Annotated in this window: 21 protein-coding genes; 14 read left to right on the top strand and 7 right to left on the bottom strand. The window is 62.2% G+C overall.

Features of this window, described 5'->3' with window-relative positions; genetic code table 11:
- Positions 1-3 precede the first annotated feature (3 nt).
- Genes ACPWMG_RS19250 through ACPWMG_RS19240 form a run of 3 tightly spaced genes read left to right on the top strand, consistent with a single transcriptional unit; the run spans position 4 to position 1,750 of the window.
- Complete coding sequence (locus ACPWMG_RS19250; protein ID WP_483301089.1) at positions 4-1,047, top strand: response regulator; 1,044 nt, start codon at positions 4-6, stop codon at positions 1,045-1,047.
- 50 nt (positions 1,048-1,097) lie between these two features.
- Positions 1,098-1,388 (top strand): nucleotidyltransferase family protein, encoded by a 291-nt coding sequence (locus ACPWMG_RS19245; RefSeq protein ID WP_483301088.1) that lies wholly within the window; start codon positions 1,098-1,100, stop codon positions 1,386-1,388.
- Positions 1,385-1,750, top strand: coding sequence for a HepT-like ribonuclease domain-containing protein (locus ACPWMG_RS19240; protein WP_483301087.1), 366 nt, complete (start codon positions 1,385-1,387; stop codon positions 1,748-1,750). Before ACPWMG_RS19245 ends, ACPWMG_RS19240 begins: the two co-directional genes overlap by 4 nt.
- A 27-nt stretch (positions 1,751-1,777) precedes the next feature.
- Here ACPWMG_RS19240 and ACPWMG_RS19235 read toward each other — a convergent pair whose 3' ends face one another.
- Positions 1,778-2,740, bottom strand: coding sequence for an alpha/beta hydrolase (locus ACPWMG_RS19235; protein ID WP_483301086.1), 963 nt, complete (start codon positions 2,738-2,740; stop codon positions 1,778-1,780).
- Positions 2,741-3,000: 260 nt separating this feature from the next.
- On the opposite strand from ACPWMG_RS19235, the gene ACPWMG_RS19230 reads away from it, so the two are divergent.
- Positions 3,001-3,552 carry a hypothetical protein gene (locus ACPWMG_RS19230; RefSeq protein ID WP_483301085.1) on the top strand — a complete coding sequence of 184 codons (552 nt, stop codon included), beginning with the start codon at positions 3,001-3,003 and terminating at the stop codon, positions 3,550-3,552.
- A 21-nt stretch (positions 3,553-3,573) separates the two neighbouring features.
- On the opposite strand, the gene mutL is transcribed toward ACPWMG_RS19230, so the two are convergent.
- The 5 genes from mutL to ACPWMG_RS19205 all read right to left on the bottom strand — a co-directional run bounded on the left by mutL (position 3,574) and on the right by ACPWMG_RS19205 (position 8,778).
- Positions 3,574-5,646 carry a DNA mismatch repair endonuclease MutL gene (gene mutL / locus ACPWMG_RS19225; protein ID WP_483301084.1) on the bottom strand — a complete coding sequence of 691 codons (2,073 nt, stop codon included), beginning with the start codon at positions 5,644-5,646 and terminating at the stop codon, positions 3,574-3,576.
- 45 nt (positions 5,647-5,691) lie between these two features.
- Complete coding sequence (locus ACPWMG_RS19220; protein ID WP_483301083.1) at positions 5,692-6,630, bottom strand: ZIP family metal transporter; 939 nt, start codon at positions 6,628-6,630, stop codon at positions 5,692-5,694.
- A gap of 47 nt (positions 6,631-6,677) precedes the next feature.
- Positions 6,678-7,289 (bottom strand): superoxide dismutase, encoded by a 612-nt coding sequence (locus ACPWMG_RS19215; RefSeq protein ID WP_483301082.1) that lies wholly within the window; start codon positions 7,287-7,289, stop codon positions 6,678-6,680.
- 53 nt (positions 7,290-7,342) lie between these two features.
- A complete protein-coding gene (locus ACPWMG_RS19210) occupies positions 7,343-7,855 on the bottom strand; it encodes a hypothetical protein (protein WP_483301081.1) in 513 nt (170 codons plus the stop codon).
- Between the two features lie 167 nt (positions 7,856-8,022).
- Positions 8,023-8,778: a PP2C family protein-serine/threonine phosphatase gene (locus tag ACPWMG_RS19205; protein ID WP_483301080.1), complete on the bottom strand. Its 756-nt coding sequence runs from the start codon at positions 8,776-8,778 to the stop codon at positions 8,023-8,025.
- Positions 8,779-8,925: 147 nt separating this feature from the next.
- Here ACPWMG_RS19205 and ACPWMG_RS19200 point away from each other — a divergent pair, with 147 nt between their 5' ends.
- Together ACPWMG_RS19200 and yoaA are read left to right on the top strand one after the other, a co-directional pair.
- Positions 8,926-9,129, top strand: a complete 204-nt coding sequence (locus tag ACPWMG_RS19200) for a YdcH family protein (RefSeq protein WP_483301079.1) — start codon at positions 8,926-8,928, stop codon at positions 9,127-9,129.
- Complete coding sequence (gene yoaA / locus ACPWMG_RS19195) at positions 9,129-11,261, top strand: DNA repair helicase YoaA (protein ID WP_483301078.1); 2,133 nt, start codon at positions 9,129-9,131, stop codon at positions 11,259-11,261. Before ACPWMG_RS19200 ends, yoaA begins: the two co-directional genes overlap by 1 nt.
- Positions 11,262-11,332: 71 nt before the next feature.
- Here yoaA and ACPWMG_RS19190 read toward each other — a convergent pair whose 3' ends face one another.
- A complete protein-coding gene (locus ACPWMG_RS19190; RefSeq protein ID WP_483305291.1) occupies positions 11,333-12,142 on the bottom strand; it encodes an outer membrane protein assembly factor BamD in 810 nt (269 codons plus the stop codon).
- Between the two features lie 35 nt (positions 12,143-12,177).
- Between ACPWMG_RS19190 and ACPWMG_RS19185 the strand changes: the two genes are divergently transcribed.
- The 8 genes from ACPWMG_RS19185 (at position 12,178) to ispG (ending at position 20,406) form a co-directional block, all read left to right on the top strand.
- Positions 12,178-13,191, top strand: coding sequence for an RluA family pseudouridine synthase (locus ACPWMG_RS19185; protein WP_483305290.1), 1,014 nt, complete (start codon positions 12,178-12,180; stop codon positions 13,189-13,191).
- Between the two features lie 141 nt (positions 13,192-13,332).
- The gene (scpB, locus tag ACPWMG_RS19180; protein ID WP_483301077.1) at positions 13,333-14,112 is read left to right on the top strand and encodes an SMC-Scp complex subunit ScpB; all 780 of its coding nucleotides are present in this window, start codon (positions 13,333-13,335) and stop codon (positions 14,110-14,112) included.
- Positions 14,109-15,509, top strand: coding sequence for a pseudouridine synthase (locus ACPWMG_RS19175; RefSeq protein WP_483301076.1), 1,401 nt, complete (start codon positions 14,109-14,111; stop codon positions 15,507-15,509). The genes scpB and ACPWMG_RS19175 overlap by 4 nt, the downstream gene beginning before the upstream one ends.
- A gap of 175 nt (positions 15,510-15,684) precedes the next feature.
- On the top strand, positions 15,685-16,110 hold the full coding sequence (gene ndk, locus ACPWMG_RS19170) for a nucleoside-diphosphate kinase (protein WP_422829436.1): 426 nt from the start codon (positions 15,685-15,687) through the stop codon (positions 16,108-16,110).
- Between the two features lie 27 nt (positions 16,111-16,137).
- Positions 16,138-17,286 carry a dual-specificity RNA methyltransferase RlmN gene (gene rlmN, locus ACPWMG_RS19165; RefSeq protein WP_483301075.1) on the top strand — a complete coding sequence of 383 codons (1,149 nt, stop codon included), beginning with the start codon at positions 16,138-16,140 and terminating at the stop codon, positions 17,284-17,286.
- Positions 17,287-17,288: 2 nt separating this feature from the next.
- Positions 17,289-18,155: a type IV pilus biogenesis/stability protein PilW gene (gene pilW / locus ACPWMG_RS19160; protein ID WP_483301074.1), complete on the top strand. Its 867-nt coding sequence runs from the start codon at positions 17,289-17,291 to the stop codon at positions 18,153-18,155.
- Positions 18,148-19,131, top strand: a complete 984-nt coding sequence (locus tag ACPWMG_RS19155; RefSeq protein ID WP_483301073.1) for a RodZ domain-containing protein — start codon at positions 18,148-18,150, stop codon at positions 19,129-19,131. The genes pilW and ACPWMG_RS19155 overlap by 8 nt, the downstream gene beginning before the upstream one ends.
- Positions 19,132-20,406 (top strand): flavodoxin-dependent (E)-4-hydroxy-3-methylbut-2-enyl-diphosphate synthase, encoded by a 1,275-nt coding sequence (gene ispG, locus ACPWMG_RS19150; protein WP_483301072.1) that lies wholly within the window; start codon positions 19,132-19,134, stop codon positions 20,404-20,406.
- Positions 20,407-20,471 lie beyond the last annotated feature (65 nt).

Raw genomic sequence — 20,471 nt, 5'->3', positions numbered from 1 at the left:
CTCATGTTTGTTGCCACCATGCCAGCCCCCGTACCCGCTCCGTCCGCCGATGCTCTGGATCGCGCCAACAACGACGTGGTGCTGATCGTCGACGACGTGCCCGATAACCTGGCTGTACTGCACGACGCGTTGGATGAATCGGGCTACACCGTGCTGGTGGCCACCAACGGCGAAACGGCATTGCAGCGCGCCGCCCAAGCCGTGCCCGACATCGTGTTGCTCGACGCCATGATGCCCGGCATGGACGGCTTTGAAGTCGCCCGCCGCCTGAAGGCCCAGCCCAGCACCGCGCACATCCCCATCATCTTCATGACCGGCCTGACCGAGACCGAACACTTGGTGGCCGCACTGGAGGCCGGGGGGGTGGACTACGTGACCAAACCCATCAAGCCCAAGGAAGTGTTGGCACGCATGAACGTGCACCTACAGGGCGCCCGCCGTGCGCGCCAAGAGGTGCGCCAGGCCGGCCAGGCGCGCAATGCGCTCGATGCCTTTGGCTACGCCAGCATTACCGTGCGCGCCAGCGACGGCAAGCTCATGTGGCAAACCCCGCTGGCGCGCGACCTGCTGCGCCGCTACTTCGGCACACCCGCGCCGCATCTGCAAAACTTTGCGCCGCCGCAAGTGATCGAATGGCTGCAGCACACGCTGCCGTTGTTGGCAACCATGGCCTCGCCGCAAACCGAGCCGCCACGCCTGGCGGTAGAGCAGGGCGCACAACGGCTGAGCTTCAGACTGCATCAGCAAACCGGCGACAGCGAAGGCGGCGGCGACTGGCTGATCGTGATGCGTGAGGTGTCTGATGCGGCCGTGGTCGAAGCCATGAGCCTGAGCTTCAAACTCACCGCGCGCGAAGCCGAGGTGCTGTACTGGGTGGTGAAGGGCAAAACCAACCGCGACATTGGCGACATCCTGGGCAGCAGCCCAGCCACGGTGAAGAAGCACTTGGAGCGTGTGTACGTGAAGCTAGGGGTCGAGACGCGCACCGCCGCAGCGGGCATGGCGATTGGGCGGATTCGGCAGTTGCATCCGCAGTTTGAAGTCTGAATATAGGGAGTTGTGATACAAGATTAAGCTTGTTCACAGGAGCCAACTCTATGCGTCCGTCTGCCGCACTGCAAACCCACCGCGAAGCGATCCGTGCTATTGCCTTGAGCCACAGGGTGACGAACGTGCGGGTGTTCGGATCGGTGGTGCATGGCGACGACGTGGAAGGTAGCGATCTCGATATTCTGGTCGAGCCCACGGAAGAGACCACGCTGATGGACATTGCCAAGATCCAGTTGGAGTTGGCGCAGCTACTCCCTGTGGCTGTGGACGTGCTGACCCCCAAAGGATTGCCGGTCAAGTTTCGCGATCAAGTGATCGCCGAGGCGCAGGTGCTGTGAGCAAAACCGATCTGTTGCGGGTGGCAGATTATCTGACCCACATCGTTGAAGCCATCGACCGCATTCACCGTTACGTAGAGCAAACAAGTGAAGAGGCTTTTCTCCAGGACGAGAAAACGCAAGATGCCGTGGTGCGTAATTTCGAGGTTGTAGGTGAAGCCGCGCATAACGTCGAGAAACTTCATGCTGAATTTGCACAGCAGCATGCTGACGTGCCGTGGACTCTGATGTACACCATGCGTAACCGCGTTGCCCATGGTTACTTCAAGGTTGACTATGAATTGGTATGGAAGACCATTCACGCCGATCTGCCTGTGCTAAGGCGCCAAGTTGCAGGTTTGATCGTTAGCGACGCTAGTTAACAAACCTGTCGCCGCTCTGCAAAATCTTCAACGCAAAACAGCATTCCCGGTGCCGCTCGCCTGCAGTGGCGCGGCTTGCGGCGTGCCAGGCAGTTTGCCGTGGCCAAACATGTCGGCCAGGGCTTCACGGTACTGGGCTTGGCCCAGATCGTTGGTGTTGTGGTGCGAGCCGCCTTCTACCAACACAAACGCTTTGGGTTCTTGGGCCGCCTCAAACAGTTTGCGGCCGAGGGCCGGCACGATCATGCTGTCGTTGGTGCCATGCACCACCAACAGCGGTGAGCCGACCTTGCTGACCTTGGCCACCGATTCAAAGTGCTGCGTGAGCAGCGGCGCAATCGGCAGCCAGCCCCATTGCATGGTGCTGAACACGTCGATGATGGAAGTGAACGTGCCTTCGACAATGGTGCCCGACTCGTCGTTCACCTTCGAGGCCAGGTCGATGGCGATGGCGCCGCCGAGTGAGTGGCCGAAGATGTAGCGGGCTTGGTCGGGGTATTGTTTGGCGAGCCAGTCCCAGGCGGCGCGAGCGTCTTCGTACGCCATTTCTTCCGAGGGCAGGCCGGGCGAGCTTTTGCCAAAACCACGGTAGTCGATGGCCAGCACTGAGAAGCCGAGTTCCTGCATGCGTTTGATGCGCGGGGCCGAGCCAGTGACGTTCCAGCGCGCGCCGTGCAGGTACAGCAGCACTGGAGGCTTGCCTTTGGCGACGTTGCTGGCACCGGCTGCGGTGGTCGGGCCTTCTACCCAGCCGGCTTCACCGGGCGCGGCCGGCAACCAAAGCCCGTGCAGGCGCGCGGATTGGCCGGTGGCGCGAGAATCGAAGTCGATCCACACGTCTTGCATGTTGCGCGCCATTTCGGCCGTGCCGCCCCAACTGCGGTCGCTCGGCTGGAAGATCCAGGTGCGCTGTTTTTCATCCAGCGTAGAGCAACCCGCCAAAATGGCGAACGCAAGAGCAAGGGTGGAAATGACGGGCCAGCGTTTCATGCAACAGTGCTAGTGGATTCCAGGGGCGTGAAGAAAGTTCACGCCAAAAAAGTTCTCGGGCAAAACCTTCAAGTTGCTTTTAACGGATGCAACATCCATGCCGTCGACACGCCAGGGCGCGCCGAAGACGGTTTTGGCCGGTCGCTAATTTAGCATCGCGGCGCAGGCGACTGTGGCGGGATTGTGTCGAGGGAATTCCCTAGCATCCCGGCGAAAAGATTCGAAATTTCAGGAGCAAACCATACATGGGGCGAGTAGAGATGAATACAACGGGCACGGCGGACATGGCTTTGCAGATCGACCGCGCGGCGCGGTTGTTCGAGGCGTTTCCGTTTGATCCGGCTGCGCCTGAGATGACGCGCGGGCCCGTTGTCGACGATTTGGCCGAGCGTGTGAGTGACGATGGCATGTCGCCCGGCGGGCGTCTGCTGGTCACCGTGACGCGCCAAGAGGTGACGGCGGCCGAGGCTGAAACCGTGGCGCGCGCCTTGCCGATGTATTGCGCGCAGCGCGCCAAAGACTTGCGGCGTGAAGTGGCCCGCGTGCGCCGCAATGGCCTGAGCGGCCTCAAGCGCGGCATTCCCACGCTGGCCGTGGCGTTGGGGCTCTCAGCGTTGATTGACCAGTTTTCGCCTTTTCCTCCGGCCATCAACCGGCTGTTCAGCGAAGGGTTGGTGGTACTGGGCTGGGTGGTGTTGTGGCACCCGCTGGAAATGCTGCTCTACGCGTGGCGCTCGCCCATTCGTTTGGCCAAAGCCTATGAACGGGTGGCGCAGATGCCGCTGGTGCTGCAGAGCAAGGCGGCTGACTAAGCCTAGATCTAAGCGCGGATCTCAGCGCCCGCGCAGGAACAGCCCGTCCAGCTCTTTCATCGTCAACTGGCGCCAAGTCGGGCGGCCGTGGTTGCATTGGTCCGAGCGTTCTGTGGTTTCCATCTGGCGCAACAGGGCGTTCATCTCGTCCAACGTGAGCTGACGGTTGGCGCGCACCGCACCGTGGCAGGCCATGGTGCCCAGCAGTTCGTGCTGCGCGCGCTCGACGATGGTGCTGGCGTCCATTTGCGCCAACTCGGCCAGCACACTGCGGGCCAACTCCACCGGGTTGCCTTGCGCCAGGGTGGACGGCACCGAGCGGATGGCCAGTGTTTTGGCCGAGAACGGCGTGATCTCCAGCCCCAGCTTGATCAGCGTGTCGGCGCAAGCCTCGGCCGTGGCTACTTCGTGTGGTGTGGCGGGGAAGGTCAGCGGGATCAGCAGCGGCTGGCTGGCGATGCTGTTGGTGTCTACCTGCAGTTTCAGCCGCTCGTAGACGATGCGTTCGTGCGCCGCGTGCATGTCGACAACGATCAGACCTTGAGCGTTTTCGGCCAGGATGTAGACGCCTTGCAATTGCGCGATGGCGCGGCCCAGTGGCCAGACCGGGGCTTCGGTGCCGGTGTGGGTTTCGCTTAGTCCGACGGTTGCTTCGTTGACCGTCTCAGTAGCTTCTGTTGAAGCTGAAAAAGCGTTGACTGTGGGTTCGGCAAAGGCCGGCGCAGCCGCAACTGTTTGTGGCTCGGCTGAGGAAATGGATCGGCTAGGCTCCGGCGTTGCAGGGGCGGGTGTCGCCTCTGCCGGTGCTGGTTCTGCCCGGCGCACCGGCCACAGCGCTTCAAAGTCAGATACCTTGTGCCCGCCTCGGTTGGCAGCAAAATTAATAGCTGGTTGCGCCCACTGTTTCTGCGCAAAAGGCACTTTTTGTTGTGACTCTTCTGGGGCGTCTACCAACGATTGCTGGGGCGTGGCCTGGGCGCTCGCCAAGGCAGCAGCAGCGCGTGGCGCGGCCAGCGCGTCGTCCACGCCGTGGCGCACGGTCTGGTGGATTTCGCGGCTGTCGCGAAAACGCACTTCGATCTTGGTGGGGTGCACGTTCACGTCGACGCGTGTGGGGTCGATGGCCACATACAGCGCATACACCGGCTGGCGCTGGCCGTGCAGCACGTCTTCATAGGCGCTGCGGGCGCCGTGGGTGATGACCTTGTCGCGCACGAAGCGGCCGTTCACATAGGCGAACTGTTGGTCGGCACGGGCACGCGCGGCGCTGGGCACGCCAGCGCGGCCCCACACGCGTACGGCGGAGGTGGAGCCGGCGTTCTGGCTGAGGTGGCTGGTGCGGTAGTCCACCGGCACCGAGTGTTCGATGAAGTCGTCGCCCAGCACGTCGCGCAGGCGTTGGGTCAAAGCGTCCATGGCATCGGGCTGTGGGCAGGCGCGCCACTGCTCGACCAGCTTGCCTTCGTGCCAGATGGCAAAACCGACGTCGGGGCGGGCCAGGGCGTGGCGGCGCACGGCTTCAATGCAGTGGGCGAGTTCGGTGGCGTCGGTCTTTAAAAACTTGCGCCGCGCCGGGGTGCTGAAGAACAGCTCTTTCACTTCCACCGTGGTGCCGGTGCTGCGCGCCACGGGTTTGAGTTCTCCCGTCTGGCCGGAGAGCAAATACGCATGCGGATGGCCCACAGCGCGTGACAGCACAGCCATATCGGCAATCGAATTGATGGCGGCCAGCGCCTCGCCACGGAAACCCATGGTGCCCACGGATTCCAGGTCGTCGAGGTTGCCGATCTTGCTGGTGGCGTGGCGCTTCAGGGCCACGGGCAGCTCTTCGACCGGGATGCCGCAGCCGTCGTCTTCCACCGAGATCAAGCGCACGCCGCCAGCCAGCAGGCGCAGCGTGATTTGCGTGGCGCCCGCGTCGAGGGCGTTGTCGACCAGTTCGCGCACCACCGAGGCAGGGCGCTCGACCACCTCACCGGCGGCGATCTGGCTGATCAGCTCGTCGGGCAGTTCGCGGATCACGCGGCGCGGTGGCAGCGTGGCGGCGATGGTGGAGGATTCGGGAGAGGGGGAAGAGAGGGTGGCGTCGTTCACCGGATGATTCTAGAACGTGCAGCCAACCCTTAGTATCAGAGGTTTTTAACCCAGCGCAGTGTCCAGTAGCATCATCAACACAAAGCCGATCATCAAGCCGCCGGTGGCCCAGACTTCATGCCCCTTGCGGTGCGATTCGGGAATGATTTCGTGGCTGATGACGAACAGCATGGCACCGGCCGCAAAGCCCAGGCCCCAAGGTAATAAGCTGGCCGCCAGGCTGATGGCCACGGCTCCCAGTGCGGCGCCGATGGGCTCAATCAAACCCGACGCCATGCCCAGGCCGACGGCCAGCGGGCGCTTGTAGCCTGCGGCGAGCAGGGCCACGGCTACCACCAGGCCCTCAGGCACGTCTTGGATGGCAATGCCCATGGCCAAGGCGCCAGCGCGCATGGCATCGGTGCCAGCGTAGGCCACGCCAATCGCCAGGCCTTCGGGCAGGTTGTGCAGGGCAATCGCAAAGACGAACAGCCAGGTTCGGCGCAGCGTGCGCGGGTCGGACAGTTGCCGGCCCTCCACACCTTTGATGAAGTGTTCGTGCGGCAGCCAGCGATCCATCAGCAGCAGCACCAGGCCGCCCAGCAGAATGGCCGCGCCCATGGTGCCGCCGGCTTCCCAGGCGCCCGCGCCTGATGCCTTGGCCGCAGCCAGGCCGGGAATGATGAGCGAGAACGCGCAAGCCGCCAGCATCACACCGGCACCAAAGCCAAACAAGGTGTCTTGTGTGCGTTCAGACAAACGCTGCGAAAACACCACGGGCAACGTGCCCAGGGCGGTGGCCAGCGCCGCGACCGAACCGGCCACAAAAGCACTCGCCACCGGTGGGTGGTCGCCCATGTAGAGCCAGAACTGGTGCACCAGCACCACGCAGCCCGCAAAGGCGATGCCCAAGCCCAGCAGGCGCCGCCAGGCGAGCTTTTTGGGCGCTGAGGTCAGTGGCTGCTCGGAATGTTTTGGGGCCAAGGTGCTGTGGACTCCGTTCATGGTTTGTCTCCGGTGGCGCTGACGTGTTCGGTTGGTCAGGGTGCGCTTTAAGCCTTGGCCGCGCTGTAGCGGCGCGCCACTTCAGCCCAGTTCACTACGTTATAAAACGCGGCAATGTATTCAGGGCGGCGGTTTTGGTACTTTAGGTAGTAGGCGTGTTCCCACACGTCCAAGCCCAGGATGGGGGTGTTGCCGGTCATCAGCGGGCTGTCTTGGTTGCCGGTGCTCTCCACCACCAGCTTGCCTTGAGGGGTGACGCTGAGCCAGGCCCAGCCGCTGCCGAAGCGGGTGAGCGCGGCCTTGGTGAAGGCGTCCTTGAAGGCGTCGAAGCCGCCGATGTCGCTGGTGATGGCTGCGGCCACTGCGCCATCGGGTGCGCCTCCACCTTGCGCAGACATCACCGTCCAGAACAGGCTGTGGTTGGCGTGGCCGCCGCCGTTGTTGCGCACCACGGCACGCAGCGCTTCGGGCAACTGTTCGATCTTTTTCACCAACTCTTCTACGGGCTGCGCGTCATGGCCTGTGTCTTTGAGCGCAGCGTTTAGGTTGTTGATGTAGGTCTGGTGGTGCTTGGTGTAGTGGATCTCCATCGTCTGGGTGTCGATGTGCGGCTCCAGAGCATCAAAAGCGTAGGGCAGTGGGGGCAGGGTGTAGGCCATGGTTTTAGCGTGGTGGTTGAGAAATTTGAATCGGCTGCATCTGTTCGTGCAGATCAGTGGGCGGTGGCACCACAGTGCTGCGCCAGGTTGGCGTGGGCTGATAGCGCTTGGGTCACCATTTGCACCGACAGTGCATCGGCTGGAACGCCAGGCTCGCGCAGAAACTGCAGCAGCGCGGCATGGGTTTCGCGGCTGTGGCGCCAGGCGGCTTGTTGCAAAGGGGCAGGCGCAGATGCGTCGCGCAGCAACGCCATCAGCGTGGTGTGGGCTTGGCAAAGGTGGGTGGCAGCGGCTTGCGCGTCTCCCATCTGCTGGCGCAAAAACGCCATATTGTGGTGCGAGACGACGAAGGCGGCCACGCTGTTGTCAGCAATGCTGGCGCGTTCTTCGAGCAAGGTCTCGGCCAGCGCCAGGGCTTCGAGCGTGAGTTGCAGGGCCGACGTTTGCTGGCCCAGCAATTGGGCGTGGCGGCCGCGATGCATCAACCGTTCCCAGTCGCGCAGCGAGGGGGTGTCAGGCGGTTTGGGCGTGGTGGGCGCGTGCCCGGCAGCAGAAAAAGAGTCCATGCGTCGCTTCCATGCGGGCCCTTTGCGTGGAAGCGGAAACGGACGTTACGTACTCAGGCCATCAAATGATAACCGTTCGCATTTAAATTTGGCAAGGGGCTAGCCAATGGCCCTGGCGTCATCAGTTGAAAAGGGCCGAACCTTTGGGTGCCGGTTGGCGACAGTTTTCAGAGCGCTTGCAGATTCAAAATTGCCAGAGAGAGGTTGTCCCCACCGCCATTGGCACGCCGACGCGCTTTGTCGATAAGGAACTCGGACGCTTCGCGCGGCGTCATCGAATCCAGTACCGCACCCAATTCGGTTTCGGTGAAGTAGTGCCACACGCCGTCGCTGCAGGCCAGCAACACGTCGCCTGGGCCCAGATGCGGAATGCGGTGTGTGTCGACGGTGGGCTCGGCCTCCGTGCCCAGGCATCCCAGCAAAATATTCGAGTCGGGGTGGTTGTTGGCTTCTTCGGGTGTGATTTCGCCGCGGTTGACCAGTGTTTGCACGTAAGAGTGGTCAAGCGTGCGCCGCACCAGGCGGCCCCGGTGGAAGTGGTAAATGCGCGAATCGCCCGCGTGGGCCCAATGGCAGTCGCCCGTGGGGTTCAGGATAAACGCCGCCACGGTGCTGTGCGGTTCTTCTTCGGTGGAAATGGCAGTGAGTTTGATGACCAGGTGGGCTTCAGACACCAGCGATGTCAGCGTGGTCGTGGCGTCGTCGGTGGCGGGGTCGTAGCGGTCAAAGATTTGCCGTGCCGTCATCATCACTTGGTCGGAGGCCTTGCGGCCGCCGCTGCGCCCGCCCATGCCATCGGCCACCACGCCCAACACGCAGCCTTGGGCGCGTGGGTGGCTTAGCAGCATGACCTGGTCTTGCTGGTACTCGCGGTCACCGCGGTGAATGCCTGTTGCCGCTGTAATTCTGTAGCCAGTCGTCATGGTGGTGCACTCGGGTGATAGCGCTTGTTGGAATGTGAGGGAAGGTCACGCAAATGACTTTTCAGACGAAATGCGAGGCCGCTGGGCGCTGAAACACGTATTATCCAGCGAACCACCAGGCGATGAACGCCACCGCAGAACGCTATTTTGGATTCGAATCTACATTCCCCCGAACGTCAACTGATCGAGCTTCGCATGGAGCACGCCGATCTGGACGCCATGATCGACCGCATCGCCGAGCAAGCGCCTGTAGACGAGTTGATGCTGCGTCGCCTGAAGAAGCGGCGTTTGGCTCTGCGCGACCAGATTGCGCGCCTGGTCAGGGAGCTTGATCCTAAAGAGCCGGCGTGATGCCTGCGGGGTCTACTCTCGCATCGGCCATTCAGGCGGTGTTTGCGGCCGATGGGGTGCTGGCGCAAGCCGCACCGCACTATCTGCCGCGCGTGGGGCAACTGGCCATGGCCGAGGCCATCGGGCAAACCATTGAAGACGGCGGCACGCTGGTGGTCGAAGCTGGCACCGGTGTAGGTAAAACCTACGCCTACCTGGTGCCGGTGCTGCTCAGCGGCGAACGTGCGTTGTTGTCGACGGCCACCAAAGCCTTGCAAGACCAGCTTTACGGCCGCGACTTGCCGGAGCTGCTGAGGGCCTTGAATCTGCCGGTACGCATTGCGCAACTCAAGGGGCGCAGCAGTTACGTTTGCCTGCATCGGCTGGAGCGTGCGCGTTGGGACGTTGATATTTCCGACCGTGTGGCGCTGAGCACCCTTGCGCGCGTGGAAGAGTGGGTGCACGTCACCCGCAGTGGCGATCTGGCCGAGTTGCCGGATCTGGATGAGCGTTCGCCGCAGATCGCGCTGGTCACCTCCACGCGCGAGAACTGCCTGGGTAGCCAATGCCCGCAAGCGCAGCAATGTCACGTCAACCAGGCGCGCCGCGAGGCCATGGCGGCCGACGTCGTGGTGGTGAACCACCATTTGATGTTTGCCGATTTGGCTGTGCGTGAATCTGGCGTCGCCGAGCTGTTGCCGTCGGTGCGGGTGGCGGTTTTCGACGAGGCGCATCAATTGCAGGAAACCGGTGTGCAGTTTCTTGGGGTGCAAATCACCACCGGACAATTGCAGAGCCTGGCTACTGATCTGTTGTCGGCCGGTCAGCAAAATGCGGCGGGCATGGCCGATTGGGCATTTCTGTCCGCGGCCCTGGAGAACGCTTGCACAGAGTTGCGCTGGGCGTCGGGCCCAGTGGCGGCCAGCGCGAGCCGTGCGGCCTGGGAGGACAGCGCGCCGGAAGGAGTGGACCCAGATGCCTGGGCGGCAACGCTGCGTAAGCTGCAATCTGCGCTGGATAGTGCCGCCAGCGCGTTGCAAGCGGTGCACGGAGCTGCGCCAGATTTCGCGCGGCTGCAGGATCGCGTGCAGCAACTCATCCAACGCTTGGAGCGCTTTACGTTGGCGAGTCCAGGCGCGGTGGTCCGCTGGCTGGATGCGGGCGGTGGACAGGTGAGGCTGATCGAGGCGCCGTTGGACATTGCGCAGGCCTTGCGTGGCCGTTTGTTGGGATTGCCAGAAGCGCGAGGCGAGGCGGCGGATGTAGAGAGCGAGCCTACTTTTTTCGATGCGGTCGAAGCAGAGGAGCCGGTCGTGCCCATTCCGTCACGTAAGGCCCTGGTCTTCACCTCGGCGACCTTGGGGGCAGGTAAGGATTTGAACTGGTTCACCGAGTCCTGTGGGCTGGAAGGCGCGCAGGAGCTCAGGGTTGAAAGTCCGTTTGACTACGCGCAACAAGCCGCGCTGTATGTGCCTACGAGCCTACCGCAGCCCTCTGACCCGGCGCATAGTGTGGCGGTGGCGGGTTTTGTTGCGGACGCGGCCCAGCGCTTGGGCGGGCGTACTTTGGTGCTCACCACGACGCTGCGGGCGCTGCAAATCATTGGAAAAACCTTGCGCGAGTATTTTTCTGCGGCAGGTGGCCCGCCAAAGGTGGTGCTGGTGCAAGGCGAGTTGCCCAAGCGCCAACTGGTCGAGCGGTTTCGCCAGGGGGATGCCGATGGGCGCCCCGGCTGCGTGATGGTGGCCTCTGCCTCGTTTTGGGAGGGCATGGATGTGCCCGGAGATGCTTTGGAACTGGTGGTGATCGACAAGCTGCCGTTCCCGCCGCCAAACGACCCTCTTGTGGCTGCGCGTGCGCGTCATCTTGAGAGCCAGGGGCGCAAGCCGTTTATGGACTACTTTGTGCCAGAGGCGGCGGTGGCGCTGAAGCAGGGCGCGGGCCGGTTGATTCGCCATGAATCTGACCACGGCGTCTTGGTGGTGTGTGATGCCCGGCTGGTAGAAAAAGGCTACGGACGCAAGCTGAGAGCCGCATTGCCTGCAATGCCATTGCTTCAAAGCGCCGAGGCGTTTGATGCGGCTCTGGATGCATTGAATGTACGCCGCGTGGCGGCACCGAAGCCGCTAGATGTAGCGAGCGTCAAGGTATAAAAAAACACCGGCAGCCATAGGGCGTAGCCGGTGTTTTGTCTTTGACGGCGGTCAGAGCGGGTGTTGTCAGCTCACCAGAACTGCCACCAGCGGGTGTCTTTGCCCTTAAAACCGTTGCTCAGGTAAGAGCTGTTGGGGTAGTTTTTTTCCAACACGCGTTGCGCGTCGTCGCGCAACGTGGGCAGGCCGAGTGCATCGTACGAGCGAACCACGATGTACAGCGCTTCTTCCAGCGAAGGCGCATCGCGGTAGTCGGTCAAGGCGGTTTGCGCACGGTTCACCGCAGCGGCATAGGCGCCGCGAGAGTAGTAGTAGCGTGCCACGTGCACTTCGTACTGCGCCAACGCGTTGACAATGTAGGTCATGCGTGCCTGGGCATCGGGCGTGTAGCGCGATTCAGGGAACCGGGTCGCCAACTCTTTGAAGGCTTCAAACGATTCCTTGGCCGACTTCTGGTCACGCTCCGACAAATCCTGGCGCGTGATCGACGAGAACATGCCCAGGTTTTCGTTGAAGTTGACCAGACCCTTCAAGTACAAGGCATAGTCGAGCGCTGGGCTGGCGGGATGAAGCTTCAAAAAGCGATCCAGCGTGGCGATGGCCTGGGCTTGCTCGCCGCCCTTGTAATAGGCGTAGGCCTTTTCCAGTTGGGCTTGCTGCGCCAGCGGTGTGCCAGCGGCGCGGCCTTCCAGCTTCTCAAACAGCGGAATGGCTTTTTCGTACGCACCGGAGTTTGCTTCGTCGCGCGCTTCGGCATAGATCTTGTTGGGGCTCCAGTTGGCGGTGGCGTCTTCGGGTGTGGTTGTGGAGCAACCAGACAGCCAAAGGGTCGCACCTGTCAATAGCAGGGCTGGGAACACCGATAATTTGGAACGCTGCAGCACACGTATCTTTCTTGAAACTAAGCAAATTGATTATATCGACGGACCCTCTGGACGAAGACGCCACCGAAACGACCGAGGCTGACGCCGTTGGCGAGGGCTCGGATGCTGCGGAAATTCGCCCGCTTGCCATCGGCGCGGCCTTGCATGGGCAACGGCTGGATCGCGCCTTGGTCGAGCTCATTCCCGAGTTTTCGCGCAGTTACCTGCAGCAGTTGATCGAGGCGGGCGCTGTGCAAATGCAAGGCGCCACGCTGACCAAGGCTTCGCACAAGGTGCGCGCCGGCGACGCCGGGCAGATTCTGCTGTGTCCTACACAACAAAGCCAAGCCTTCAAGCCGGAAAACATTCCCTTGGACGTGGTATTTGAAGATGCGCACCTGCTGGTGGTCAACAAGCCGGCGGGTTTGGTCGTGCATCCTGCCCCCGGCAACTGGAGCGGAACTTTACTTAATGCTTTACTCGGGCGCGATGCCTCGGTGTCGACCGTGCCGCGTGCGGGCATCGTGCATCGGCTGGACAAAGACACCAGTGGTCTGACGGTCGTGGCGAAAACCCGGGCGACCATGGATGCGCTCGTGGCCCTGATTGCCGCGCGCAATGTGAGTCGCCAGTATTTGGCTTTGGCGCACAAGCCTTGGGTGAGCGCCAAAGAGCGGCGGGTGGAGTTTGCGATTGGCCGCGACCCGCGTAATCGGCTGCGCATGGCCACTGTGGACCTGGGTTCGCAGGCCGGCAAACCGGCGCGTACCGATTTCACGTTGCTGCAAAACGCCGAGAAAGGCTGCTGGGTGCATTGCGCCCTGCACACCGGGCGTACACATCAAATACGTGTGCACATGGCCGCCATTGGACACCCTTTGGTGGGCGACGCCCTGTATGGTGGCGCGCCTGCCGGTGGGCTGGCGCGGCAAGCGCTGCATGCCACGCGGCTGTCGTTTGTGCACCCGATGACCGGTGAGTCGCTGAGCTTCAATGCGCCGCCGCCGGCGGACATGCTTGCTGCGCTGGAGGCCTGGGGTGTACGATCCAGCTACAATGCAACGTGATAGACATAGCGGCGACGCGGTGCTTAGCCACCGACTGGTTGCCTCCCCGGTTGCGTTGATGGCCGATGGTCACCCCCTCGCAACGCAATCCACGCTTTCGAATTTTGCACACTGTGTGCGTGTTCCCAAAATAGCTACACCATGAATACGGCAGAGGCCAAGCGTGTCCTCGAAGCTGCGTTGATTTGTTCTCCGCAGCCGTTACCCGTTCGCGAGATGCGGGTTTTGTTTCAAGATGAGTTGGGCAGCGACACCGTGAAAACGTTGTTGCTGGAGTTGCAAAACGACTGGGCACTGCGGGGTGTCGAGTTGGTGAGCGTGGCCTCGGGGTGGCGCTTCCAAAGCCGCCCCGAAATGCGCGAGTACCTCGACCGTCTGCACCCGGAAAAACCGCCGCGTTATAGCCGTGCCACGCTGGAAACCCTGGCCATCATTGCCTACCGGCAACCGGTCACCCGGGGCGACATGGAGGAAATTCGCGGTGTGACGATCAGTTCGCTGATCATCAAGTCGCTGGAAGACCGGGGTTGGATTGAAGTCATTGGCCACCGTGAAACGGTTGGACGCCCCTCGTTGTTTGCCACCACGCGGCAGTTTCTCGATGATCTGGGGCTGACATCGCTCGACCAGCTGCCGGTGTCAGACGATCCAGCGCAGCGCGAGCTGTTGTTGGCCAGCCTGGGGGCGGGCGATGATGCTCAGGCGGATTTGCCGATGGATGATGTCCAGCCTGAGGTCGGTGCAGAGGTAAATGCAGAAGCGGCGGTGGCTGTGGGAGTGGACGTAGATAAGAACGTGGATGGAGGGCCGGGGCCAGATGTGGACCCGGAAGCTGTCCCAGAAGCGGCGCAAGTTGCCGCACCCGACTCTGATGAAGAAGTCGTCCGGGAGGAAACTCCCCCTGAAGAAGATAAATTATGAATGACACGACCGTCGGCGAAACGCCATCTCATCTGCCCGAAGACCTGCCCGAGGTGCCGGTATCTGCGGCTGCAGAGGCGCCCGAGTCTGCGCCTGCGGCGACGCCCGTGCGTCTTGATGCAGCAGGCAAGCGTTTTGAAGACGTGATCTCCGGCCAGTTCGATGCCGACGAAGAAAGCACCGAAACGCCAGCGCAGCCCAAGCGTGTGTTGGCCCCCCAGGCTGAATCGCCCAAGCTGCACAAGGTGCTGGCGCAGGCGGGTTTGGGTTCGCGCTTGGAGATGGAGCAGCTCATCACCGAGGGTCGCATCTCGGTGAACAACGAGCCGGCTCACATTGGCCAGCGCGTGCAGTTTGGCGACCAAGTAAAGATCAACGGCAAGGCGATCCGTGTGCGCATTGACCCGCCGCCGCCGCGTGTGATTGCGTACCACAAGCCCGCTGGCGAGGTGGTAAGCCACGATGATCCGCAAAACCGTCCCACCGTTTTCCGCAAGCTACCCAAGTTGCACCAAGGCAAGTGGCAGTCGGTAGGGCGGCTGGATTTGAATACCGAAGGCTTGTTGCTGTTCACCAGTTCTGGCGAGTTGGCCAACAACCTGATGCACCCCCGTTTCGGCCTGGAGCGCGAATACGCGGTGCGTGTGCTGGGTGCGCTCAGCAAAGATGAAAAACAACGCCTGCTCGATGGCGTGCAGCTCGAAGACGGCCCAGCCCAATTCGGCAGCATCGAAGATGGCGGCGGCGAAGGCTCCAACTGCTGGTACCGCGTCACCATTTCAGAAGGCCGCAACCGCGAAGTGCGCCGCATGATGGAGGCCGTGGGCCACGCCGTTAGCCGCTTGATCCGCATTCGCTACGGCGCCATGCTGCTGCCGCGCGGCTTGAAGCGCGGTGCCTGGATGGAGCTCGACGAGCGTGACATTCAGGCGCTGCAGAAGGCCGTGGGCACATCGCAACGTCCGCGCAACGATGACAAACAAGCGCCCGGCGAGCATGCTCAAGGCCCACGCGGCCCTGCGCCAGATCGCTCGGGTGACGGCCGCAATGCGCCTGCGCGCAAGCGCCCACGCGGTGGCCGTGGTTCCGGTCCAGGCCCGTCACGGCCTAGCGGCCCGGCGCAGCCCAATCCGCTGAACACCAGCGGCTTGGGTGGCCGTGCAGACGGTCAACGGCGCAAGGACGGTGCAGGCGCCCGCCAAGATCGTCAAGGTGGCAGTGGCGGTGGTCAGCCGGACCCAATGAAAACCGCCTTTGGGTATATCGGCGCGGACAGCTTCACGCGTCAGCGCCAGGCCGGTCCCGGCGGCCGACGTGGCCCAGGTGGCGGCGGTGGATCGGGCGGTGGGGGCGGTGGCCCACGCCGAGGCGGTGGCGGCGGCAAACGCGGCCGTTAAGTCGCGGCTCTTCGTTGTTTTCGATCCAGCCCAAGTCGGGCTGGTCGCGGCTTTCCCCTATTGTGTTGGTGTTTCTTCTGTGCCACGCCATGGGGCTGTAGCCTTGTCCGGTTAAACTACCGGGCTTTGCTGTATTGGCAAAAATTCAATAAAACTCTAGCTCAGGACTAAAACCATGGCCATCGAACGTACCCTCTCCATCATCAAGCCCGACGCAGTTGCCAAGAACGTGATTGGTCAAATCTATGCGCGCTTTGAAGCTGCTGGCCTGAAGGTCGTGGCTGCTCGCATGGCCCACCTGTCGCGCGGCGAAGCCGAGGCTTTCTACGCTGTGCACAAAGAGCGTCCTTTCTTCAAGGATCTGGTGGACTTCATGGTCTCCGGCCCTGTGATGATCCAGGCCCTGGAAGGCGAGAACGCCATCCTGAAGAATCGTGACCTGATGGGCGCGACCGATCCTAAGAAGGCAGCCGCCGGTACCATCCGTGCTGACTTCGCTGACAGCATTGACGCCAACGCCGTACACGGCTCTGACGCCGCTGAAACCGCCGCACAAGAAATCGCTTTCTTCTTCGCCGGTTTGAACGTTTTCTCGCGTTAATACCAGGCCTCAACGCCTGCGTATGCTATGACGGCCAACCTGCTCGACCTCGATCTCGAAGGATTGGCCGCACTTTGTGAACGGCTGGGGGAGAAGCGTTTCCGCGCCACCCAGTTGTTCCGTTGGATCCACCAGCGCGGTGCGTCCGACTTTGACCAGATGAGCGATCTGGCCAAAAGTTTTCGCGGCAAGCTCGGTACCAGTGCGCGTGTCGAAGGTTTGCCTGTCGTCAGTCGGCATGAGTCGACCGATGGCACCATCAAATGGTTGTTCGATGTGGGTGATGGCAATGCCGTTGAAACGGTGTTCATTCCCGAAGACGATCGCGGAACACTCTGTATCTCGTCGCAAGCCGGTTGTGCGGTGGGTTGCCGTTTTTGCTCCACGGGGCATCAAGGCTTCAGTCGCAACCTGACCACCGGCGAAATCATCGCGCAGCTCTGGCATGCCGAGCACTTCTTGCGCAAACATTTGGGCACCACCGAGCGCATCATCTCCAATGTGGTGATGATGGGCATGGGCGAGCCCCTGCAAAATTTCTCCGCTTTGGTGCCCGCTTTGCGCACCATGCTGGACGACCACGGTTACGGCCTGTCGCGCCGTCGCGTCACGGTGTCTACGTCGGGCGTTGTGCCGATGATTGACCGTTTGGCGCTTGAATGCCCGGTGGCCTTGGCGGTTTCGTTGCATGCGCCCAACGATGCGCTGCGCGACAACCTCGTGCCGCTGAATAAAAAATACCCGCTGGCCGAGCTGCTCGACTCCTGCAATCGGTATCTGGAGCACGCCCCGCGCGACTTCATTACCTTTGAATATTGCATGCTCGACGGTGTCAACGACCAGCCAGAACATGCCCAGCAATTGATCGCCTTGGTGCAGCAGCACCGGCGCGCGGGCGTGTGGTGCAAGTTCAATTTGATTCCCTTCAACCCCTTCCCGGCGTCGGGCTTGATCCGCTCGCCGCAGGCGCGTGTGACGGCATTCGCCCGCATGCTGGCCGATGCCGGCATCATCACCACGGTACGTAAAACCCGGGGAGATGATATTGATGCTGCTTGCGGCCAACTCGCGGGTGACGTAAAAGACCGTACCCGCGTGGCTGACCGTATGGCGCAGCAACGCACCATCATGTTGAAGCAAACCCCGGTCGAGGTCGTTGCGAACAAGGAGACTTAAGGATGCGTATACCGATGTCGGACCGGAGTGACATCTTTTCCTGGATTTTGGGGGCAGCTTTCGCTGCGGTGGCGCTGACAGGTTTGACGGGGTGTGCTGCCAATGGCGCTGCTGGTGGTGCCTCACCCGTCGCTTCCACGCCTTCGATGGCAGAGAGTGTTGGTGCCGACATCGTCACGGCATCTGATGAGCCCGCTGCGCGTAAACGAGCCCGGGTGCGCCTGCAATTGGCCGTGGGCTATTTCGAGAATGGCCAAACCACGGTGGCGCTGGACGAGCTCAAGCAAGCGCTGGTGATCGATCCCACGTTTCCTGAGGCCTACAACCTGCGTGGTTTGGTCTACATGCGGATGAACGATCCGCGTTTGGCTGAAGACAGCTTCCGCCGTGCGGTCGCCCTCAATCCGCGTGACGCCAACACCTTGCACAACTACGGCTGGTTCCTTTGCCAACAAAGCCGTTACCCAGAGGCAACGCAAGCTTTCAACCAGGCGTTGGCCAACCCTGCTTACGGCGACCGTGCCAAGACTTTCATGGCCTTGGGCCTGTGCCAGCAAAGCGCCGGCCAGTTTGCCGAGGCGGAGCGCAATCTGGCGCGCTCTTATGAGCTGGATGCGGGCAATCCCATCACCGGCTACAACCTGGCTGCATTGCTGTTGCGCCGGGGTGACTTGGTGCGTGCGCAGTTTTATATTCGGCGATTGAATAATTCTGAGCTGGCGAACGCCGAATCTCTGTGGCTCGGCATCAAGGTTGAGCGTCAGATGGAAAATCGCGACGCCATGATCCAACTGGGTGACCAATTAAAGAAACGTTTTGGCCAGTCGAAAGAGGCGGCCAACTATGCGCGAGGAGCATTTGATGAGTGAGCCGGATGTTCTGGCGGCAAATGGAGCGGCGGAGTCTGCAGGCGTAACCCAGTCCGTTGAGGCGTCTGCTGTGCAGGCGGGACAGTTGCTGCGCCAGGCGCGCGAAGCTGCCGGTGTCCATCTGGAGGCGTTGGCCGTCACCCTGAAGGTGCAGGTGCATACGGTGGAGTCACTGGAGGCAGGGCGGTTGGACGAGCTGCTTGACGTGGTGTTTGCGCGTGGTCTGGCGTCCAGCATTTGCCGTGTGCTCAAGGTGGATGCGGCGCCGGTGCTGGCTTTGCTGCCGCGCAAGGCGTCGGCCGCCATGGCGGTTACGCCGCCTGCTGTTCAGGCCACGTTCCGTCCGGCTGACGGTGGCAGCAGTGGCCCATCTGCGGTGCGCAAGCTGATGAGCAGTCCCGCTGGTCTGATTGTGCTGTTGCTGGTGATTGGTGCTGCCGCATTGTGGCTGGTGCCTCAGTTGCAGGGCGATGACCAAGAGGTCAGCACCACGGCCAGCGAGCCAGTGCCGGCCAACACCATCGAAGTAACGCCCGCTGCCCCCTCGGCAACGGCCAGCGCTGCGGTGCCTGAGGCGGTGGCGACTCCTATGGTTAGCGTTCCGGCATTGCAGCCTGCGCCCTCAGCCGTGACTGCTCCTGCTCCCACAGCGCCTGCGGCTTCTGCTGCAGTCGCGGCGGCGCCAGCGGCGACTGCATCCAAACCTGTCGCCACACCGGCTGCTGGCGTCCCTACCGGCGGTGAGTATCTGGCGATCACTGCCAAGGCGCCTTCATGGGTGCGTGTGACCGATGCGACGGGCGCGGTGTCCATAAACCGCACGCTGCAAGCGGGTGAAACCGTGCAGGCCGGTGGCGCTGCGCCGCTGGCTGTGGTGGTGGGGGCAGCCGATGCTGTGCAAGTCCAGGTGCGTGGTCAAGCGTTTGATCTGGCGCCCATCGCGCGCACCAACGTGGCCCGATTCGAGGTGAAGTAAGTGGAAGATCTCAATACCCCTATTGCCCCCATCACACCGCCTGCACGCAAAACGCTGCAGGCGAATGTGCGTTGGGGCCAGCGTTTGGTGACCGTGGGTGGTGACGCCCCGGTGCGCGTGCAATCCATGACCAACACCGACACGGTAGACGTCATCGGCACGGCCATCCAGGTCAAGGAATTGGCACTGGCGGGTTCGGAAATGGTGCGCCTGACCGTGAACACCCCCGAGGCCGCCGCCGCCGTGCCGCATATCCGCGACCAGCTCGACCGCATGGGCATCGACGTGCCCTTGGTCGGCGACTTCCACTACAACGGCCACCGCTTGTTGACCGAAGTGCCGGCCTGCGCCGAGGCCTTGTCGAAGTACCGCATCAACCCCGGTAACGTGGGCAAGGGCGATAAACGCGACCGCCAGTTCTCGCAAATGATCGAAGCCGCCATCCGTTGGGACAAAGCGGTGCGCATTGGCGTGAACTGGGGCAGCCTTGACCAGGAGCTTCTCGCCAGCCTGATGGACGAAAACAGCCGTCGTGCCCAGCCCTGGGATGCCAAGTCGGTGATGTACCAGGCGCTGATCACCTCGGCGGTGGAGTCGGCCAAGCGTGCCGAAGAAATCGGCCTGCCGGCAAACCAGATCATCTTGTCGTGCAAGGTCAGTGGCGTGCAGGATTTGATCGCCGTTTACCGTGCTTTGAGCCAACGTTGCAACTATGCGCTGCACCTTGGCTTGACCGAAGCTGGCATGGGCACCAAGGGCACTGTGGCGTCTGCCGCAGCCTTGGCCGTGCTGCTGCAGGACGGTATTGGCGACACCATCCGTGTCTCGCTGACGCCCCAGCCCGGCGAGGCGCGTACACAAGAGGTGGTCATCGCTTCTGAAATTCTGCAGTCACTCGGCTTGCGTAGTTTTGTGCCCAGCGTGACGGCCTGCCCCGGTTGTGGCCGTACCACCAGCACCACGTTCCAAGAGCTGACGAAGCAGATCGACGATTTCTTGCGTTCGCAGATGCCCGTTTGGCGTGAACAGTACCCAGGCGTTGAGAAGATGAAAGTCGCCGTGATGGGCTGCATCGTCAACGGCCCGGGTGAGAGCAAACACGCCGATATCGGCATCAGCCTGCCGGGCACCGGTGAGGCGCCTGCGGCTCCGGTCTACATCGATGGTGAAAAAAGCGTTACCCTGCGCGGCGACAACATCGCCCAGGAGTTCCGCGTCATCGTGGAGAACTACATCCAGACGCGTTACGGCGCAGCCGTGGCGGTGGCTGGCTGAACTTCGTTGGCCGCCGCTTCACCAAGCGTTGACGGCCATGTGCTGCAATGTGCGGACGATTTCGG

It is taken from the genome of Hydrophilobacter chitinilyticus, assembly GCF_049860745.1.
Lineage (GTDB): Bacteria > Pseudomonadota > Gammaproteobacteria > Burkholderiales > Burkholderiaceae_C > Rhodoferax_B.
Note: the sequence above shows the minus strand (reverse complement) of the source record. Positions and strands in the feature narration are given on the sequence as shown.

Bases quoted from the DNA above. Each gene is read 5' to 3' on its own strand.
- ACPWMG_RS19250 (WP_483301089.1), top strand. From the start codon at position 4: ATGTTTGTTGCCACCATGCCAGCCCCCGTACCCGCTCCGTCCGCCGAT.
- ACPWMG_RS19245 (WP_483301088.1), top strand. From the start codon at position 1,098: ATGCGTCCGTCTGCCGCACTGCAAACCCACCGCGAAGCGATCCGTGCT.
- ACPWMG_RS19235 (WP_483301086.1), bottom strand. From the start codon at position 2,740: ATGAAACGCTGGCCCGTCATTTCCACCCTTGCTCTTGCGTTCGCCATT.
- ACPWMG_RS19230 (WP_483301085.1), top strand. From the start codon at position 3,001: ATGAATACAACGGGCACGGCGGACATGGCTTTGCAGATCGACCGCGCG.
- ACPWMG_RS19220 (WP_483301083.1), bottom strand. From the start codon at position 6,630: ATGAACGGAGTCCACAGCACCTTGGCCCCAAAACATTCCGAGCAGCCA.
- ACPWMG_RS19215 (WP_483301082.1), bottom strand. From the start codon at position 7,289: ATGGCCTACACCCTGCCCCCACTGCCCTACGCTTTTGATGCTCTGGAG.
- ACPWMG_RS19210 (WP_483301081.1), bottom strand. From the start codon at position 7,855: ATGGACTCTTTTTCTGCTGCCGGGCACGCGCCCACCACGCCCAAACCG.
- ACPWMG_RS19205 (WP_483301080.1), bottom strand. From the start codon at position 8,778: ATGACGACTGGCTACAGAATTACAGCGGCAACAGGCATTCACCGCGGT.
- yoaA (WP_483301078.1), top strand. From the start codon at position 9,129: ATGCCTGCGGGGTCTACTCTCGCATCGGCCATTCAGGCGGTGTTTGCG.
- scpB (WP_483301077.1), top strand. From the start codon at position 13,333: ATGAATACGGCAGAGGCCAAGCGTGTCCTCGAAGCTGCGTTGATTTGT.
- ACPWMG_RS19175 (WP_483301076.1), top strand. From the start codon at position 14,109: ATGAATGACACGACCGTCGGCGAAACGCCATCTCATCTGCCCGAAGAC.
- ndk (WP_422829436.1), top strand. From the start codon at position 15,685: ATGGCCATCGAACGTACCCTCTCCATCATCAAGCCCGACGCAGTTGCC.
- rlmN (WP_483301075.1), top strand. From the start codon at position 16,138: ATGACGGCCAACCTGCTCGACCTCGATCTCGAAGGATTGGCCGCACTT.
- pilW (WP_483301074.1), top strand. From the start codon at position 17,289: ATGCGTATACCGATGTCGGACCGGAGTGACATCTTTTCCTGGATTTTG.
- ACPWMG_RS19155 (WP_483301073.1), top strand. From the start codon at position 18,148: ATGAGTGAGCCGGATGTTCTGGCGGCAAATGGAGCGGCGGAGTCTGCA.